Source organism: Bacillus sp. MD-5 (assembly GCF_002201875.1).
GTDB lineage: Bacteria > Bacillota > Bacilli > Bacillales > Bacillaceae > Bacillus > Bacillus stercoris.
Map to the genome: position 1 here is coordinate 3,694,339 of NZ_CP021911.1, position 17,247 is coordinate 3,711,585.

General features: G+C 46.2%; 19 protein-coding genes. 8 read left to right on the plus strand and 11 right to left on the minus strand.

Going from position 1 to position 17,247, the window contains the following annotated elements; all coding sequences use genetic code 11:
- Nucleotides 1-13: 13 nt before the first annotated feature.
- Nucleotides 14-685 carry a transcriptional regulator SlrC gene (gene slrC, locus CDO84_RS18685; protein ID WP_014665848.1) on the minus strand — a complete coding sequence of 224 codons (672 nt, stop codon included), beginning with the start codon at nt 683-685 and terminating at the stop codon, nt 14-16.
- 354 nt (nt 686-1,039) lie between these two features.
- On the opposite strand from slrC, the gene slrA reads away from it, so the two are divergent.
- From slrA to CDO84_RS18700, 3 genes are all read left to right on the plus strand, one after another.
- The gene (slrA, locus tag CDO84_RS18690) at nt 1,040-1,198 is read left to right on the plus strand and encodes a transcriptional regulator SlrA (protein WP_014665849.1); all 159 of its coding nucleotides are present in this window, start codon (nt 1,040-1,042) and stop codon (nt 1,196-1,198) included.
- A 443-nt stretch (nt 1,199-1,641) separates the two neighbouring features.
- Nucleotides 1,642-1,950 carry a DUF485 domain-containing protein gene (locus CDO84_RS18695; RefSeq protein ID WP_040081448.1) on the plus strand — a complete coding sequence of 103 codons (309 nt, stop codon included), beginning with the start codon at nt 1,642-1,644 and terminating at the stop codon, nt 1,948-1,950.
- Complete coding sequence (locus CDO84_RS18700) at nt 1,947-3,488, plus strand: solute symporter family protein (RefSeq protein WP_014665850.1); 1,542 nt, start codon at nt 1,947-1,949, stop codon at nt 3,486-3,488. Before CDO84_RS18695 ends, CDO84_RS18700 begins: the two co-directional genes overlap by 4 nt.
- A gap of 29 nt (nt 3,489-3,517) precedes the next feature.
- Here CDO84_RS18700 and CDO84_RS18705 read toward each other — a convergent pair whose 3' ends face one another.
- The 7 genes from CDO84_RS18705 to cidR all read right to left on the minus strand — a co-directional run bounded on the left by CDO84_RS18705 (nt 3,518) and on the right by cidR (nt 10,631).
- Nucleotides 3,518-4,120 (minus strand): DsbA family oxidoreductase, encoded by a 603-nt coding sequence (locus CDO84_RS18705; RefSeq protein ID WP_040081446.1) that lies wholly within the window; start codon nt 4,118-4,120, stop codon nt 3,518-3,520.
- Between the two features lie 89 nt (nt 4,121-4,209).
- Nucleotides 4,210-5,460 (minus strand): iron uptake transporter deferrochelatase/peroxidase subunit, encoded by a 1,251-nt coding sequence (efeB, locus tag CDO84_RS18710; protein ID WP_014665852.1) that lies wholly within the window; start codon nt 5,458-5,460, stop codon nt 4,210-4,212.
- A gap of 18 nt (nt 5,461-5,478) precedes the next feature.
- A complete protein-coding gene (gene efeM / locus CDO84_RS18715) occupies nt 5,479-6,636 on the minus strand; it encodes an iron uptake system protein EfeO (RefSeq protein ID WP_040081444.1) in 1,158 nt (385 codons plus the stop codon).
- Entirely contained in the window at nt 6,633-8,078 is a 1,446-nt protein-coding gene (gene efeU, locus CDO84_RS18720) for a ferrous ion permease EfeU (protein ID WP_040081443.1), read from the minus strand. The genes efeM and efeU overlap by 4 nt, the downstream gene beginning before the upstream one ends.
- 156 nt (nt 8,079-8,234) lie before the next feature.
- Entirely contained in the window at nt 8,235-8,903 is a 669-nt protein-coding gene (thiE, locus tag CDO84_RS18725) for a thiamine phosphate synthase (protein ID WP_040081441.1), read from the minus strand.
- Nucleotides 8,900-9,718 (minus strand): hydroxyethylthiazole kinase, encoded by an 819-nt coding sequence (thiM, locus tag CDO84_RS18730; RefSeq protein ID WP_040081439.1) that lies wholly within the window; start codon nt 9,716-9,718, stop codon nt 8,900-8,902. Before thiM ends, thiE begins: the two co-directional genes overlap by 4 nt.
- A 7-nt stretch (nt 9,719-9,725) precedes the next feature.
- Complete coding sequence (gene cidR, locus CDO84_RS18735) at nt 9,726-10,631, minus strand: cidABC operon transcriptional activator CidR (RefSeq protein WP_040081438.1); 906 nt, start codon at nt 10,629-10,631, stop codon at nt 9,726-9,728.
- A gap of 105 nt (nt 10,632-10,736) precedes the next feature.
- On the opposite strand from cidR, the gene CDO84_RS18740 reads away from it, so the two are divergent.
- The 4 genes from CDO84_RS18740 (at nt 10,737) to CDO84_RS18755 (ending at nt 13,316) form a co-directional block, all read left to right on the plus strand.
- On the plus strand, nt 10,737-11,123 hold the full coding sequence (locus tag CDO84_RS18740) for a CidA/LrgA family holin-like protein (RefSeq protein WP_003227375.1): 387 nt from the start codon (nt 10,737-10,739) through the stop codon (nt 11,121-11,123).
- Nucleotides 11,105-11,782, plus strand: a complete 678-nt coding sequence (locus CDO84_RS18745) for a CidB/LrgB family autolysis modulator (RefSeq protein ID WP_014665858.1) — start codon at nt 11,105-11,107, stop codon at nt 11,780-11,782. Before CDO84_RS18740 ends, CDO84_RS18745 begins: the two co-directional genes overlap by 19 nt.
- Nucleotides 11,783-11,882: 100 nt before the next feature.
- Nucleotides 11,883-13,085 (plus strand): MFS transporter, encoded by a 1,203-nt coding sequence (locus CDO84_RS18750; protein WP_014665866.1) that lies wholly within the window; start codon nt 11,883-11,885, stop codon nt 13,083-13,085.
- A 33-nt stretch (nt 13,086-13,118) separates the two neighbouring features.
- Nucleotides 13,119-13,316, plus strand: a complete 198-nt coding sequence (locus CDO84_RS18755) for a YwbE family protein (RefSeq protein WP_040081435.1) — start codon at nt 13,119-13,121, stop codon at nt 13,314-13,316.
- Nucleotides 13,317-13,348: 32 nt separating this feature from the next.
- Here the strand turns inward: CDO84_RS18755 and CDO84_RS18760 are convergent, their stop codons facing one another.
- Nucleotides 13,349-14,536 carry a class I SAM-dependent rRNA methyltransferase gene (locus tag CDO84_RS18760; RefSeq protein ID WP_040081433.1) on the minus strand — a complete coding sequence of 396 codons (1,188 nt, stop codon included), beginning with the start codon at nt 14,534-14,536 and terminating at the stop codon, nt 13,349-13,351.
- 120 nt (nt 14,537-14,656) lie between these two features.
- On the opposite strand from CDO84_RS18760, the gene glxA reads away from it, so the two are divergent.
- Entirely contained in the window at nt 14,657-15,037 is a 381-nt protein-coding gene (glxA, locus tag CDO84_RS18765) for a glyoxalase GlxA (RefSeq protein ID WP_014665869.1), read from the plus strand.
- Between the two features lie 38 nt (nt 15,038-15,075).
- Here the strand turns inward: glxA and CDO84_RS18770 are convergent, their stop codons facing one another.
- Complete coding sequence (locus CDO84_RS18770) at nt 15,076-15,753, minus strand: DUF2711 domain-containing protein (protein ID WP_040081431.1); 678 nt, start codon at nt 15,751-15,753, stop codon at nt 15,076-15,078.
- 78 nt (nt 15,754-15,831) lie between these two features.
- Complete coding sequence (gene celB / locus CDO84_RS18775) at nt 15,832-17,166, minus strand: PTS cellobiose transporter subunit IIC (protein WP_040081429.1); 1,335 nt, start codon at nt 17,164-17,166, stop codon at nt 15,832-15,834.
- Nucleotides 17,167-17,247: the final 81 nt, after the last annotated feature.

The following is a 17,247-nucleotide window of genomic DNA, read 5'->3' on the forward strand; positions in this document are numbered from 1 at the left end:
ATTTCTCTATACTTCACTGATGTTCCTCGCTTTCTGAAAAACTTTTCAAAATTCTTGGCCTCTCGTGCTCTCTGTCTAAGGTGAAAAATGCCGAAAGTGCGTCTAAAAAGCTGCGGAAGGTGGCGGGCTGGCCCAATACATATGATTGTTTGATGATTCCGTCGAGGACTGCACATATTATTTTAGCCGTATATTCCGGATCAATACAGGCGTCAATCAGCTTTCTCTCCTTCAGCCAATTAATAAACAACACATTTTCTTCCACCCACAATTCGTACAGCCGGACATAGGCCTTGCATTTCTGTAAGACTTTATATGTCGGCATGTTCATGGCAAACGAGGTAATGTCCCACGACGGTTTATTTATGTAATAGGAATAAAGCAGTTCTGCAGCGTGTTTTGCAGCCTCGTCCAATGTCAGCGATTTCACTGATTCCCGCTCCATTTGATCAAGGTACCCTATAATGATCTTTTTTTTCATCTGGCGTTTTTCAAGAAGATACAGCAGAAAATCGTCCTTGCTGACAAAATGAACATAAAACGCTCCTTTGCTGTATCCGGCGGCTCTGCTGATATCTTCTACAGAAACCGGATCATACGCTCGATCAATCAACAAATTCACGCCAGCTTCTATAAAACTTTCAAATGTTGCTTCTCTTTTGATTTGAAATTTGTTTTTTTTCATATTTTTCTCCTGGCGGTAATGATTACCCTTATCTTACACCGGATCAATCTTTAGCGGTATTTATTTCTTTGAACGGTTATGCTATTCGGTTTCCCAGGGGTCATTTTTAATAGGCTAATTGATTTATTTTCATTTACATACTATCCAGTCAGTATTTAATTGTTTATTATTATAATTAAGATCCATTGGTTATATTAGTCATTTTTTTAGGGAATAGGTAGGTGGTTTTTCCTTCAGTTTGTGAACACCGAGCAACTATGTGTGAAATTTGTTGTACTCGCCTCATCATCGCGCCGGCTTGTCTTTTATTGCCCGCATGTTGCAGGAAAACATTTTATACAATTGGAGGTTACTATGAAAACTCATGTTAAAAAAGATTTGGACAAAGGTTGGCATATGTTGATTCAAGAAGCTAGATCCATTGGATTAGGCATTCATGATGTGAGGCAGTTTTTAGAATCTGAAGCAGCATCGAGAAAGAAAAACCACAAAAAAACCGTCCGCCAAGACTAATCCGAACAGGCGGATCTATTTACCTCTGGCTTTTCTATCACCTGATCTGAGTTTTCACCATATCCTCTATTTCGAAAGCACATTGCTGCGCTTAGCTTGAGGACAAACGGTGTGTCAGCTAACTACGACAGACAGCCGGTGATGCGATCACCTCTTGGCACATGCATTGTCATAAAGAGGTGATGCGAATATGATAACCGTGCTCTGATAAACAGCAGCTTTGCTGAGAAGAAGCTGCATTCGGTGAGGTTTTGAAAGCAAACTCGTTTATACACGGCCGAGCTTGAAAACCTTCGCCTGTCTTTATACCACTGTGTTCACCTCTTCACGACTTCCTTCTTTTTTCATCCTCCAGGTATAGTTCAACGCATAAATCAGACTTTCAGTACATACCTATTGGTGTACCTTTTTGCTTACGTATAGCGAATAAAAGGAGGAAAGCCATGTACAAAGCTGATTACAAACAGATTGCTGCAACGCCGTCTTTCCAAGCTTTTTTAAAGCAGAAACGTGCTTTTATTGTTCCTTCTGCGATTTTCTTTTTTGTCTTTTATTTTTCACTTCCTGTTTTGACATCTTATTTCACCTTTTTGAATGCGCCGGCCATTGGAGCTGTTTCATGGGCTTGGCTGTTCGCCATCGCCCAATTCGCCATGACTTGGATACTGAGTACGGTGTATTCCCGAAGAGCAGCTCATTTCGATCGGTATGTGAGCGCTTTAAAAGAAGGTCTAAAGGGTGAACAGACATGAATATGACCGCTTTTTTATTGTTTTTGGCGATTGTCGGCCTGACGCTTATTATCACGTATTTTGCCGCGAAGAAGACAAAAACGACAAGTGAGTTTTATACGGCGGGCGGCGGGCTCACCGGTGTTCAGAATGGACTGGCAATTGCGGGTGACTACATGTCTGCCGCCTCGTTTCTTGGGATTGCCGGAATGATTGCGTTATATGGATTTGATGGTTTCTTTTACAGCATCGGTTTTCTTGTGGCTTATCTCGTTGTCTTGTATATCGTGGCGGAACCGCTTCGGAATCTTGGAAAGTATACAATGGCAGACATGATAGCCGCTCGCTTTAAAGAAAAGAAAATCCGCGGAGTTGCGGCGCTCAATACCATTGCCATCTCTACTTTTTATATGATTGCCCAGCTCGTGGGGGCGGGCGCGCTGATCAAACTGCTTCTTGGACTGGATTACACCGCGGCGGTTCTCATCGTCGGAGTGCTGATGACCATTTATGTCGTGTTTGGGGGCATGATCGCGACAAGCTGGGTTCAAATTATTAAAGCCGTTTTGCTGATGGCCGGCACACTCGTGATTTCGATCATCGTGTTTTCAAAATTCGGCTTTAGCCTTAATACCATGTTTGAACAGATGAAAACGGCTACTCCGCTTGGCGCTGATTTCTTGAATCCCGGGAATAAATACAAGGTGCCGCTTGAAACCTTATCGTTAAACTTGGCACTCGTGCTGGGAACCGCCGGGCTTCCGCATATTTTGATCCGGTTTTATACCGTTAAGGATGCCAAGACGGCCCGTACATCTGTTGTGTCAGCGACATGGATTATCGGCGTGTTTTACATTATGACGGTGTTTCTCGGCTTTGGCGCTGCTGCATTTGTCGGTTTTGATGCGATTACGGCAGCTGATCAAGCGGGAAATATGGCGGCTCCGCTTTTAGCAAAAGCGCTCGGGGGAGACTTCCTATTCGCGTTTGTATCAGCCATTGCCTTTGCTACCATTTTGGCTGTCGTCACAGGATTGGTGCTGTCTGCCGCCTCAGCATTTGCCCATGATATTTACAGCCAGATCATCAGAAAAGGAGAGGCAACTGAAAAAGAACAGATGAAAGCGGCCAGATGGGCTTCAATCGCCGTGTCAGTGCTCTCGATTCTCCTAGCGATTTTTGCACAGTCCTTAAATGTGGCGTTCCTTGTTGCCCTTGCGTTTGCGGTAGCCGCCAGCGCAAATCTCCCGCTGATTGTGTTTACGGTCTTTTGGAAACGATTCAATGCTTCAGGCGCTTTATGGGGGAGTCTGACAGGCCTGATCAGCGCGCTTGTGCTTGTGTCGATGAGCCCTAGCGTGTGGGACCCGGCCGGAGGTGCTATTTTCACCGGCGATCCGCTCATCCCGCTGTCTAATCCAGGGATTATTTCCATCCCGCTTGGCTTCCTCGGCGCGTGGCTCGGAACGGTGCTGTCGTCTGATAAAACAATTGATGAAGATACGTTTGCAGAAATACAGGTGAAGGCGCATACTGGCATTCATATGGAACAGGAGTAAAAAAGCTCTCTTTATCGAGAGCTTTTTCCTTACTTTTTCTTCTGCTCGTCAGAAATCGCTTTTTCAAATACATCCTTGCCGGCCGCACCCGGAATGACAGTGTCGCCAATAATAAAGGTTGGAACGGCTGTGATGTCAGCCTCTTCATAGGCGTGCTTCAAGGCTTGTCGCTGCACGTCCTGATATGTTCTTGCTTCCAGTGCTGATTGAAATGATGCTCCGTCTAATCCCACTTCCTCGGCGAGCTTCTTCAAGATGTCAATGTCGCCGATATTTTGGCCCTCTTGAAAAAATGCCTGAAAGACACGGGTGTTGTATTCATGTCCTTTATTGAATTCCTTCGCAAAATGGAAGCCTTCAAACGCGAGATCTGTATACGGATGGGGCGAGACGTTTGGAAAATTGATCTCGACTCCTAATTTCTCCGCCATTGGCAGAATGGATGTCTGCCACATGTATTGTTTGGAAGGATCATTGACCGGATCAAGCTGAGGGGATGGGCTTGGGCGCAGTTCAAACGGCATCCACTCGACTTCAACATCCTTTCCTTTTATCGCTTCTTCAAAAGCGGCTTTTCCAACGAAACAAAATGGGCAGACGTAATCTGAATAAACTTTGATGTGTACTGTCATGATAATTCTCCTTTCGTATAAATTGATTTTAAACTGTAACAATTAAAGTTACAACTGTTTTTTAATAAAGAAGCCAATTTAGGCTTCTTTTATGATTCCAGCAAGCGCTGGGCAATATATTCTCCTTTTTTGCAGCCGCCTGGGCATGCGTATAAAGCAGAACCGATTGTTTGTGTATATTCATTTAACGCATCCTTTGCCGAAAGAGCCTTCAGCATCGGGATAAACTGATTGTCGGGATTTTTTTGAAAACTGATAAACAGGAGACCTGCATCCATATAGCCGGTTTTCGGATCAAGTCCTTCTGTGTAAGAGAAAGCTCTTCGCAAAATTTGTTTTCCAGTAGATTTCGCTAGACTGACGTGCGAATTAGACGGAATTTGATTCAGCTTCACGGGATCTGTTTCCTTTTTCTGTCCGAAAGGCGCCCCTGAGCTTTTTCTGCGGCCGAAGGTATCCTCTTGGTCCTTGAGGGAAGAGCGGTCCCATATCTCAAGGAACATTTTGATTTTCCGAAAAGCCATATAGGTGCCGCCCGTCATCCAGTCAGGCTCACCGGACTGAATCCACACGATCGAGTTCATCAAGCTGTCATCCTCCGTGCTCTGATTGCCTGTTCCATCTTTGAACCCGAAGAGGTTGCGCGGTGTTTCACCATTTTTTCCTCCGCTTAAAAAGCCTTTGTTCACAAAGCGGACCTCACAAGTGCCGACCGCTTGATTTAGCAGGTTGCGCAGCGCGTGAAACGCCACTTGCTCATCGTCTGCACACACTTGAATGCAGATGTCTCCGCCTCCCTGCTTTTCATCCAGGTTGTCATTCGGCATCGCTGGAAGAGCGGCCAGGTGTTTCGGTTTTTTGCTTTTCAGCCCGAAGCGGTCCTTTCCGTCTTTTTCAAAAAAGCCAGGCCCGAATCCGAATGTGACCGTTAAGTTGGAAGGGGGTAAATCAACAGACTCACCTGTATCCTGCGGCGGCAGATATTGGTTTTTCTGCTCAGCCGACATTTTCTTGCCAGACGTCAGCATCTGTGTGAGACTTGTCCAGTTTCTAAATAATGTAATGATGTCGCTTTTCTCTTTTGCTGTCACATCCAGCGCAGCAAAGTAGACATACGTTTGATGGGCAGTTGTGATTCCGGCCTGATGCTTTCCGTAAAACGGAACGACCTGGTCATCCTCTTTTTCATCCTTTTTCGATGGCTTAGCCGCGGTCTGCACAAGCGGAGCGAGTCCGCCGAGTCCGCTGGCACCGATCGCAACGGCTGCCCCCGCCATTGCCCCCCATTTTAAAATGTCCCGTCTGTGAATTTGTTCTGGCTTTTTTTGTTCATCGCTCATGATGTTACAAAACTCCTTTTATAGCACATTCGCAATCTTCGACATGGTTTCAGAAAGAGTCGTCAGCTTAGTGCTCAGCTCTCTGATTTGCTTTTCACTTAATTTATCATAAGACGTATAGGACTGATCATTTGTTTTGTATTTTGCCATTAAAACTTCAAATTCGCTGAATTCCGTATCCAGTTTTTCCGTCAAGTCGGAGTGATCTTTTACAAGCGCGCTTTTCACTGTTTGATAAACGGCTTCGGAGCCTTCCACATTTGCCATAAGGTCGACTAAGTCGATTCGTGAGTAGCGCTCTTCTTCTCCCGTGATTTTCGAAATCCCGGCTTCGTTCAGAAGCTCCATCGCGCCTGCTACAATTTGTTCAGGTGTTAATTTCAGTGATTGAATTGAACCGTCAAGCTTTTTTACATCTTTGAGAAGCTGGTCAGCTGTTGCCTTTTCCCCGGAAATATCTTGATCCTTCCAAATGGCCTTCTCAAGCTTATGGAAGCCTGTCCATTTGGCTCCTTCTTCAACATCGTTTTCTCGTGCATCGATTTTCGGGTCAAGATCTCCAAGGCTTTCAGCGATCGGCTCGATTCGCTCGTAATAAACACGCGCTTTCGCATATAACGTTTTAGATTTTTCGATATCGCCGGATTTCACAGCGCTTGTAAATGCTTCAGTCGCTTTGACAAGCTGGTCACTCTGCTCTTTGACATAGCCTTTATATTCATCCGCTGCTTTTGCCAGCTGATCGCTAGCCTTTTTGCCGCTCTTCTTTGCTTCTGTCAGGTCTTCTAAGGATGCTTTCAGTGACTCGGATTCTGTCTTGATTTTTGCTGTATCCGGTTTGTCTTTTTGCGCTTCTGTGTAGATTGGCTGAAGATGCTTTTCGATTTCTGTATATTCGAATGGATAGTCGCTGCGAATATCGTTTTCAAAGGAAAGCCAGTAGCTGTTTAACTCTTTCCCTTTCTTTTCAATCTCTTTTTGGTCTCCTTTTTCCGCTGAGTCATTCAGCTTGGAAATGATGGTTTCCATTTTATTTACCGAAGCGGAGATCTCTTTTGTGACCCCGCTTTTCTCAGATGAAGCTTTTTCTTTAGTTGAAGATGTGTTGTTGGCTCCGCAGCCCGCGCACAGCGCAAGGATGCATCCGGCTGATACAGCGATTTTTGTGAAATTCATTTTGTCAGTTCCTTTCCGTTTGTAAAATGTTTTGCCGCTTCTGAAACAAGCACAATCAATAAAAAGAGTAAAATCAGCAATTGCGGAATCGTGCTGTACACGGACGGATAAATTCCTAACACCGATACAGACGGCAGCCAGCTTTCTGCATCAGACGGAAGAATGCCCGCCAGCTGAAGGCTGTGAACGCCGGTGCCGAGAAATTTCACGCACATATACAGGACAACCGCCATTGATAGAAGAAAGAACGGCTTCAATGGAATGCGCATCCCGAGCTTGATCATCAGAACACCGACGATAACGAGAACGATAAGCCCTGCGGCAGTTCCGCCGATCAGTTCAGTGAGCGGAAGCTTCCCGACAAGCCCGATGAAAAAGATGACCGTTTCGAGACCTTCTCTTACAACGGCCAGAAATGCAATGAGCGCAAAGGAAAGCAGGCTTCGTTTTTTCAGTGCCTGGGACTTCTGGATATTGATTTTCTCTCTCCATTTATCCATTGAGGCGTTTCTGTGCAGCCACACCCCGACATACAAAAGCATGACAGCGGACAATACGCCGGTCACACCGCCAAGCAAGAAATTGTTTTCTCCGAATACACTGGAGGAGAACAAAACCGTGACACCGATGCCCGCTGCTAAGGAAACAACCATGCCGGCGGACGCCCCGCCCCAGATCCATGCCGAGGAGCGCGTGACCCGCGCTTTTTTTGTCATGGTTAGCAGCGCTCCGATGACAAGGAGGGCCTCCATTCCTTCACGAATCGGGATCAGCGCCGCGTCCCACCAGCTGTAGCTGCTTGAAGCGATCGGCTCGAGCAATTGAATCATTTCGTCAATTTGCTTTGATACCTTTTCGGGATGGCTGCCGATCTCAGCTTTCATCAGCGCCAGATTTTCCTCTGACGTCGTATAGGCTTCTTTCGATTGGGAAACGACGTCTCCCTCTACGGCGAGCCAGGATGTAACTAAATTGTCGATTGCGGATGATGCTTCATCCAATTGTTTTTTTTCTATTAACTGCTTCGTGTCTTTCAAGCTGTGTATATAGGCTGTTAAGGATGCCCTTGATTGACCTGAGGATGTCTTTTTCAGCACGACAGCCTGCTGATAGGTTTCTAAATGAGACGAAAGCTCTTCAAGCTGTGTTTTGAGCTTGTCTGCATCTTGATTGATAAAAGAAAGAGAAATCATTGCGATATTCGCGTCCATTTCGCTGTGAGAAGAAAGGTTTTCCTTCTTAATAGAAGGTTCTTCTTTTTTCCACTTCGCCTTGAAGGTTTCAAACGTTTGTTGTGCCGAGTCTATATCTCCGTCTTGTACGGATTTGATCATTTGCTTGTTTAATTGAATTAATGCAGCGATCGGATCATCTTCCGCGTGTGCCGCAGAACCGAAAACCATCAACAAGCTGAATAAAATAAGTGCCAGCCCCCGAGCCATCATGTTCCTCCTATAACTGAAAATGATTATCATTGTATAACATAATCATAGCCAGTTCCTGTCCTTTGTCAATTAAAATTTGAAGGTCTGAAAACCTTGATGGAAAGCAAAAAAGCTGTCCTTTTACAGAACAGCCTTTTGAAGAAAGATGAACGGTTATCTTCCTGTTTTATATGTTTGAATTTCCTCACAAAACTTGCGTGCAGCACTCTCAGGATCCTCCGCCTGACTGATGGCGCTGATCATACTGACACCATCGGCCCCCGCTTGGATAACAGGTGAGGCATTATCTATTGTGATGCCGCCGATGCCGACAATTGGGATGCTGATGCCTTGGCGGCGGACTGCTTCGATAAGAGATACCCCTTGTACCGTTCTCGTATCCTTTTTCGTTTCAGTCGGATAGATCGGCCCGAGTCCGACATAATCCGCTCCGTCTTCTTCGGCTTGCTTCACCTCAGACATCGTATGGGCGGAAACGCCGAGAATCATATCACCTATAGCAGCTCTTACCTCTTTCGCGTTTGCGTCTTCCTGGCCGATGTGGATACCGTCAGCTTTCAGCTTCAGAGCCAATTCCACATCATCATTGACAATGAACGGAACACCAGCTTCGCGGCAGGCTGCCTGCACTTTTTCAGCAAATTCAGCCCGAGCCTCTCCAGTCAGTGCATCCCCGCCCTTTTCACGGAATTGGTACAGGGTGGCACCGCCTTTTAACGCTTTTTGTACAACTGTGACAGGATCAGCTTTCGTATTGTTTGACCCCATAATGAAGTAAACAGATAATAACTCTTTCATCATTTCCCGAGAAATACGAGTCATGAGACAGTCACCCTTTCAATTGTCGCCCATTCTTGGACGTCTTGTTCAGTAACAGACGAAAGCTTGTTCAGCAATTCAATCTGAAAGCTTCCCGGACCTTTGTCAGCTGTTTGTTGTGCGGCAAGCTGAGCTGCGACTCCATACGAGGAAATAGCAGCGATAGCAGCAAACAATGGATTTTCTTCCACAGCGCAAAACGCACCGACAACGGAAGTCAACAGGCAGCCGGCGCCTGTTACTTTTGTCAGCAGCTTGTGGCCATTATGAAGGGCATATACGTTTGATGTGTCGGCAATGACATCGACTTCGCCAGTAATCGCAATGACCGTGTTTAGCTTTTGTGCCGCTTGCTGAGCCAGCCGGATGATGTCGCCTCCGCCTTCACCCGCATCAACACCTTTGATCAGCCAATCCGTCACACCGACGGTATGGGCAATTTCCGCCGCATTTCCTCTGATTGCAGCAAGGCGCACCTCACGAATGATGTCACGTGCCGATTCAGTTCGGAACGGTGTTGCTCCGGCACCGACAGGATCAAGAATGACGGGGACGCCATGTTCATTGGCTGATTTTCCCGCGATGATCATCGCTTCGACTGACTCCTTGCTTAGCGTTCCGATATTCAAAACGAGTGCCCCCGCAATCTTCGCCATATCGGCAACCTCTTCTTTCGCGTACGCCATAACGGGCGATGCGCCGAGCGCGAGCAGACCGTTTGCTGTGAAATTCGTTACAACATTGTTGGTTATGCTGTGCACCAGAGGGCTATGCTGGCGGACAGCAGTCAGGCATTTTGCTGCTGATTGTGCATCCATGTTTGCATCATCCTTTACTATCTTTTTTCGGGTCCCATAAATACGATTTCGTATGTTCGAGCCAAGCTCTGGCGGCAAACGGCAAGTAGCGGTCCTTTCTCCAAATAATGGCGAGATGCCAAGGGATGACCGGATCGATAAGCGGAATGACTTTCACTTTTTCCGGGTCAAGTCCGCGGCAAATTCGTTCCGGCAAAAGCCCGATTCCAAGGTTGGCTGACACCATCTCACTAATAAAATCCCATTGTGAGGTTTCATAAATGATATGAGGCCGGAATCCAGCCTTAATACATTCCGTCATAATTCGGTTGTGCAGGACAAAATCCTCCCTGAAGAAAATAAAAGGCTCGTCCTTCAACTCACGCAGCTGACATTCCTTCTCATCAGCCAGCCGGTGGGAAGGGTGAACGACAAGCATTAAGGTTTCTTTTACGATTGTAAACGAATGAAAGATGTCTTCGTTTGCGGGAAGGACCACAACGCCGATATCAAGAGAGCCGTCCCCGACACCTTCTTGGACTTTTATAGAACCGTCTTCGACTAGTTGAAAGGTGACATTCGGATAGTTTTCACGGAAATCGCCAAGCACTCTCGGGAAAAAACCCGAGCCGATCATTGGCGGCAGTCCAATCCGTACGTGCCCTTTCTTGACTTCCATAATATCATTTAATTCTGACGTCAGGTTTTGAAATGATTTAATTATTTCCTGCGCCTGCACATACATGCTATGGCCGGCGTCTGTCAGTTCCACCTGCCTGCCATTTCGGTAAAACAGTTCAATCCCGAGCTCTTCTTCTAAATTTTTGATCATTTTTGATATCGTCGGCTGAGAAACATAAAGGGATTGGGAAGCCTTCGTAAAACTTTTTAAACGGGCGACTTCCAAGAAATATGTTAAATGGCGGATATCCATGTGCTTCACCCTTTCTATAGACAAAAGGAATACTTCTTATTCTTAATATATATTTTACCTATAGCGAGACCTTATGTACAATATGAATATAAGGGAGGCATCAATATGAAAAAACTGTTGCTAACCGTTATTCAAATCGCTCTGTTATTTATATTTGCTAGGCTGATTAATTGGGTGACAGCCCTTCTTCATATAAATATTCCCGGCAGTATAATAGGGATTGTGATTCTTTTCACATTATTGCACTTTAACATCATCAAGCTGGAATGGATAGAGCTTGGTGCAGCGTGGCTTCTCGGGGAGCTGCTTTTATTTTTTATCCCGTCTGCCGTCGGAGTGATTGAATACGGAGACATTATGTCGAAATTTGGTGTCAGCATTCTGCTTGTTGTCATCATCAGCACGTTTGTCGTGATGGTGTCTACAGGAACGCTTACACAACTCATTGCAAAGAGAAAGGAGAAAAAGCATACGTGTTCATCGGAATTGTAAGTTTGTTTTTAACGGTTTTGGTGTATTTAGGAGCAAAAAAGGTCTATCAACGCTTTCCGCGTGTTTATACGTCGCCGCTATTGCTGACGCCCGCTGTGTTAGTCGGTCTGCTGCTGCTGGTGAATGTCCCGTACGAGTCCTATAATCTCGGCGGCGGTTTGCTGACCGATATGCTTCAGCCGGCCACCGTGGCATTCGCGATCCCGCTATATAAATATTTCCCTGTTTTAAAGAAATACGCAGTGGAAATTATTTTGAATGTGGCCGTCGGTTCATGCATCGCGATTATTTCTACCGCTCTTATTGCGAAATGGCTTCACCTCGGCACCGGCTTAATTGACAGCCTCGTCCCGAGATCAGTGACAACGCCGATCGCGATGAACGTATCTGAAATGATCGGCGGAATGCCTGCCGTCACTGCCGTGTTTGTGATTTTAACCGCTTTGTTCGGCACAGTGATCGGCCCGATGGTCATCCGCTATTTCCGCATTGATAACGAAATCGCACGAGGCGTGCTGCTCGGCACAAGCGCGCATGGAGCGGGAACGTCAAAAGCATTTGAGCTCAGCTCTGTGTCCGGCACGATTTCAAGCGTGTCGATGATCCTAGCTGCGATTATGACGCTTTGCGCGGCGCCGTTTTTGCTTTCATTTATGTAAAACTGTCCTTTCACGGGCAGTTTTTTTATGTGCTTCCACTTATTGAAAAGCTGGCGAATTCCAATATAATGTATTTGTGGATACCAAAGGAGGCACCCTGATGCACAACTTGCAGGTGAGACGGCATTATGCCGCGTTAAAAGGATTTTATTTGTTTGCTTTTCTCGGTACGGGCAGCATGATTCCCCTACTCAGCATGTATTTAACGAAGGAACAGCATTTAAGCGGATCACAGGTCGGCTTGATCATGTCACTGGGCCCGATTGTGATGATTTTCTTTCAGCCATTTTGGGGCATGCTGAGCGACTATACACAAAAAACGAAAAGCCTGCTGGCGGTTTGCACATCAATCACAGGCATCATTGGACTAGGCTATATTGCATTTGACAGCTTTCCTCTGTTTATTTTGATTGCGGCCTGTTTTGCAGCCTTTCAAAGCACGATTATTCCACTTTCGGACAGCATTTCACTAAGGTACACACAAGAAACAAACGGCAATTATGGCGGAATCCGCCTGTTTGGTTCTCTCGGCTTCGGCGTCGCGGTGTTTGTGATGGGACAGGTGACGAATCAGCTGTATCCCATTCATGTGATCTTTATCTTCGGCTGTGCCTTTCTATGCATTGCCGCCATATTGGCTTCTCAAATGCCGGGCCAGCAGAAAACGAAAACAAAGGTCAATATCCGCAAAGGATTCCGGGAGCTTATCAGCAACAAAACCTTCCTCATCTTTATGATCATCACTTTTACGACATTTGCTCCAAACTTAGCAAACAATACGTATTTTAGTCTTTTTCTGGACAAAAGCGGCGCGTCACTTTCCGCTATCGGCATTTTATTTTTTATCGGCGTCATTTCGGAAATACCATTTATGCGATTTGCCCAAACATTTATAGATAAAATGGGGCTGCTCAACGTCATTATGCTGTCAGGCGGGGTTTCATTATTCAGGTGGGCGCTCTATTTCACGGCGCCTTCACTATGGATCATTTATGCGACGGTCTTTCTTCAAGGAGTGGCAATCGGTTTATTTATCCCGGCAGCACTTCAATATGTGAAAAAGATTACGCCAAGACACGTTGAAGCGACGGCGCTGACCATGTACGCCGCCATCGGCAACGGGTTCGGCAACTGGTTCTGCACATTTGCGGGCGGGTATATTTTTGACTACGTATCGATCTTCGCAGTCTACTTGCTTTTTGGCATTCTGAGCATAGCAGGCTTTGGCTTGACATTATATTTAATGAAGGCTGAAAAAAACAAAAATACACTCCATCAGCCGGCTGTTACTTTTAAACCATAATGACTATAATGAATAAAAGAAAGGATGAGCGTTATGAACGGGCAAGAGCGAAACAGCATTTCGAAAGGGTTGCAGGTTGATATTGTATTGAAAGCGGATCAAAAAACAGGAAAACTGACGCGAGGGATAGTGAAGGATATTTTGACGAAATCAAGCTTTCATCCGCACGGCATTAAAGTCCGGCTTGAAGATGGCCGTATCGGCCGCGTCCAGCAGATCATTTCTACATAAAAAAGCTGCCCCCGAAAAGGGCAGCTTTTTCGTTATTTTTTCTGCAGAAAGACCACTTTCAGATAGTTGCCTTCCGGAAATGCCGAAATCGTTTTGAAATCCTCCGGCAGTGTAAATTCCTCAATAATCGTGTAGCGTTCATTTGTTTCTTTAAAGGCGGCATCGATAAAGCCTTTGAACTTCTTCATCCCAAAGGCGCTGCTGTTTGTAGAGGCTACAATGACACCCTTGTCAGCTGTGATGGCGATCGTATCCTTCAGCAGGTTTTTATAATCCTTGGCCGCGCTGAAGGTGCGTTTTTTTGTACGCGCAAAGGAAGGCGGGTCGAGAATAATGAGATCAAAGCGCAAATCCTTTTTTGCAGCATATGAAAAATAGTTAAACACGTCCATCACTTTAATGTCGTGCGCTTCGTAATCCAGCTTGTTCACGCTGAATTGCTCGATCGTTTTGGCCAAGCTTCGGTTTGCCACGTCCACGCTTGTTGTTTTCTCCGCTCCGCCAAGCGCCGCTGCCACGGAGAATGCACCCGTATAAGAAAACGTATTTAAAACTGTTTTCCCTTTTGCATAGCGGTCTCTGATTGCCTTGCGCACATGTCTTTGATCCAAAAAGATGCCCGTCATGGCGCCCTCATTCAGATCCACCGCATATTGAATGCCATTCTCCTGGATGATGATCGGGAACTCGCCTCTTTTCCCTTTCACGAAGTCATCGTCTTCAACGTATTGTCCAGCCGTGTCGAATCGTTTTTTCTCGTAAATCGCTTTATAATCAAGATTCATTTCATCCAAAGCGGAAATCAGCATATCTTTAAAGGTGTAAATGCCCTTGCTGTACCATTGTACCAGCAGATAGCCGTCATAATAGTCGATGGTGACGCCCCCGACACCGTCGCCCTCACCGTTGAACAGGCGGAAAGCCGTTGTATCTTGAGCCTCAAATAGTTTGGCGCGCGCTTGGGCCGCTTTTGTTAATTTGGTGAGAAAAAAGGCTTGGTCAATCTGTTCATGTTTATTGCGGGTAAGCGTCCAGCCGACCCCTTTGTTTTGCAGGCCATAATAGCCCCGCGCGAGAAACTCGCCGCTCTCAGACACGATATCAACGAGGTCTCCTTCTTTCATGTGCCCCGCACTCCCTGCGAGAGCTTCTTTTTCGATAAGGGGATAGCCTTTTTTGATTTTGGCAGCGTGTGCTTTCTTTAGGGTGAGTAGCTTCATATATGTCGTCCTCTTTCTGTTTGCTTTCTCTTATCGTACCACAAAACGCCAAGATGTCTGCATTGACAGAAAGGAAAGGTTTTTCTACGATAGACAAAAAGAGTTACGAGGAGGAGCAGCATGCCAAAACGAATTGACCATACAGGCATCATGGTAAGAGATATTAACGCGTCCATCACATTTTATGAAGAGGTACTCGGCATGAAATTGAAGGATCGCATCACACACACGAACGGTGTAATCGAGCTTGCTTTTCTCGGCTTTGAAGACGGCCCGGAAACAGAAATTGAACTGATTCAAGGCTACAGCAGTGAGCTTCCCTCCGAAGGAAAAGTGCACCACATTGCCCTGCTGACGGATGACATCGCGGCTGAATATACAAAAGCGGAAAGAATGAACGCAAAATTTATTGACGAGGAGATCACAACACTACCAAACGGATACCGTTATTTCTATATCGAAGGCCCTGATGGTGAGTGGATTGAGTTCTTTCAGCGGTAAAAAATAAAGAACGTACATTTTGTGATGTACGTTCTTTTTTATCTGTACCAACTGATATACGTCGACTCATCGCAAACCATCGCTTCCCAGCCCATACGCTGAACCAGGTCATTGATGTTTTTATCTTTTGCTAAAAAGACATTAATGAATGAGTCATATACACTCATAAACATAAAGTCCATTTTCTCATCAGTCAAAACGAGCTCTGCCGCGGCTTCATCAAGAACCGTTCGCAAGTTCGCCTCAGTTATGTCCAAAAAGCCACTGTTTTCCACAATCGGTTCTGCGTAATAAAACCGATTAGATCCGTTCATACCTAACACCTTTATCAAACCCGGAATGTGGAAATTTGAAATATGATCCTCACTGGGATAATAGAGGTCTCCATTTATGTTTTCATGTAAAAGCTCAGCCAAATCCTCTCTCGCGCACTCGTCCCTTAAGGCGCCTATCGATGTCATTAAAGCCAGCGCCAGCTCAGCATGTGTTTGCAAGCCGCAAGAGGACATAACCTTCTCCCAGGAAACAGCCTTGCCTTTTCTTCTTATTTCATCATCGTTTGGAGAAATATGCTCGTAATCATGTTTTCTCCTTGCTTTCTCCCATCTTTCAGGCATTTGGATAAAAGGAGAAAAAATAAGAGCAGCTGATGAGTATTCAACAGGTATTTGTTGTAAGATCGGTGATTCGTCATCGAACCATATATAATCTAACATGCGCACCTCCTTTACATATTCTAACATTTCCTTTCGTTTGAAAGAAGATGATCAGCCCTATGACAGGCTGATCGTCTATCACGTCACATTCTTATCTCCGGATTCAACCGCACTCTCTTCCCGCCATTTTTGATGATCCCATATTCTGAAAAACGGATAGTAGATAGCACAGGTGATCAACAGATTCACCAGCTGCATAACGGCGCCCGAGACCTTGCCGCCTGTCGCCAAATAGCCTGATATGAGCGGCGGCATCGTCCATGGCACGGCGATTCCGGCCGGCCTCGCCACCAATCCGGTGCTCATGCCGATATAAGTTGCGGTAATCGTGAGGAGCGGCGCGATGATGAATGGAACAATGAGCAGCGGGTTCATGACAATCGGCATGCCGAAAATAATCGGCTCGTTGATATTAAAAAGCGCGGGCCCAATCCCTAATCGGCCAAGCTGCTTCATTTGTTTGCTGCGAGACCGGACAAGCATCGTCAAGACAAGCGCCAGCGTCGCTCCGCTTCCGCCGACATTGATCCAAATTTGAAAAAACTGAGTCGTAAAAATGCTCGGCAGCGCCTCGCCCGCTTGGAAGGCGAGACGGTTGGCATCCATCGCGCCGTACCAAATCGGCGCCATGATTCCGCCAATGATGGAAGCCCCGTGAATCCCGCACGACCAAAGCAGCATCTGCACAAATTCAGCAATCAGGCTTCCGCCGAGACTGCCGCCGAGGATGGAAAGCGGTGTGCCAAGCAGGTCTCCTACGACATTGTGCAGGCTCTGAAAAGGTGTCATTTCAATCAGAAGACGCGCCAGCCACACGAGAAACACAATGATAAAGCCCGGGATCAGCGCGACAAACGATTTGCTTACCGCAGGCGGCACACCGTCTGGCATTTTGAAGACGATATTCTTTTGAATAATATATCGATAGATTTCGGTTGAAAACAAAGCGATCAGCATGGCGACAAATAAGCCTTTGCTGCCGAGCAGCGTGATCGGGATTCCGCCCCCTACCATGATGGACTCCGTTGAGCCATCCGGCGTAAACGGCACCTCAAACGGCGTTGCCAATAGAAATGCGGCAATTGAAATCGCTCCGGCCGAAAGGGCATCAACATCATAGCTTTCCGCCAGCCGATAGGCGATCCCGAAAGCGGCGATCATCGCCATAATATCAAACGAAGCATTGACGGGATATCCGAGCTTATCAGCCCACTCCTTCCCAAACACACTCGCCATGAAATCAGCATACCCCGGAATCGGCAGGCTCGTTAAAATCAAGAAGACAGACCCGATAATAATCAGCGGCATGGTCAGGATAATTCCGTCACGCAAAGCGCTGAGGTGCCGCTGTCCGGCAATTTTCCCGGCGACAGGCATTATTTTTTCTTCCATTACCCGAGTGAATGCGCTCATCTGAAAAGCCCCCTTTTCTCATTGCTTTGTAAACAACCTCCGCAATGTTTTCTTTATCTTATTTTGAAAACGCTTACAAAT

Coding starts and splice junctions, on each gene's coding strand:
- slrC (WP_014665848.1), bottom strand. CDS start 685: ATGAAAAAAAACAAATTTCAAATCAAAAGAGAAGCAACATTTGAAAGT.
- slrA (WP_014665849.1), top strand. CDS start 1,040: ATGAAAACTCATGTTAAAAAAGATTTGGACAAAGGTTGGCATATGTTG.
- CDO84_RS18695 (WP_040081448.1), top strand. CDS start 1,642: ATGTACAAAGCTGATTACAAACAGATTGCTGCAACGCCGTCTTTCCAA.
- CDO84_RS18700 (WP_014665850.1), top strand. CDS start 1,947: ATGAATATGACCGCTTTTTTATTGTTTTTGGCGATTGTCGGCCTGACG.
- CDO84_RS18705 (WP_040081446.1), bottom strand. CDS start 4,120: ATGACAGTACACATCAAAGTTTATTCAGATTACGTCTGCCCATTTTGT.
- efeB (WP_014665852.1), bottom strand. CDS start 5,460: ATGAGCGATGAACAAAAAAAGCCAGAACAAATTCACAGACGGGACATT.
- efeM (WP_040081444.1), bottom strand. CDS start 6,636: ATGAATTTCACAAAAATCGCTGTATCAGCCGGATGCATCCTTGCGCTG.
- efeU (WP_040081443.1), bottom strand. CDS start 8,078: ATGGCTCGGGGGCTGGCACTTATTTTATTCAGCTTGTTGATGGTTTTC.
- thiE (WP_040081441.1), bottom strand. CDS start 8,903: ATGACTCGTATTTCTCGGGAAATGATGAAAGAGTTATTATCTGTTTAC.
- thiM (WP_040081439.1), bottom strand. CDS start 9,718: ATGGATGCACAATCAGCAGCAAAATGCCTGACTGCTGTCCGCCAGCAT.
- cidR (WP_040081438.1), bottom strand. CDS start 10,631: ATGGATATCCGCCATTTAACATATTTCTTGGAAGTCGCCCGTTTAAAA.
- CDO84_RS18740 (WP_003227375.1), top strand. CDS start 10,737: ATGAAAAAACTGTTGCTAACCGTTATTCAAATCGCTCTGTTATTTATA.
- CDO84_RS18750 (WP_014665866.1), top strand. CDS start 11,883: ATGCACAACTTGCAGGTGAGACGGCATTATGCCGCGTTAAAAGGATTT.
- CDO84_RS18755 (WP_040081435.1), top strand. CDS start 13,119: ATGAACGGGCAAGAGCGAAACAGCATTTCGAAAGGGTTGCAGGTTGAT.
- CDO84_RS18760 (WP_040081433.1), bottom strand. CDS start 14,536: ATGAAGCTACTCACCCTAAAGAAAGCACACGCTGCCAAAATCAAAAAA.
- glxA (WP_014665869.1), top strand. CDS start 14,657: ATGCCAAAACGAATTGACCATACAGGCATCATGGTAAGAGATATTAAC.
- CDO84_RS18770 (WP_040081431.1), bottom strand. CDS start 15,753: ATGTTAGATTATATATGGTTCGATGACGAATCACCGATCTTACAACAA.
- celB (WP_040081429.1), bottom strand. CDS start 17,166: ATGAGCGCATTCACTCGGGTAATGGAAGAAAAAATAATGCCTGTCGCC.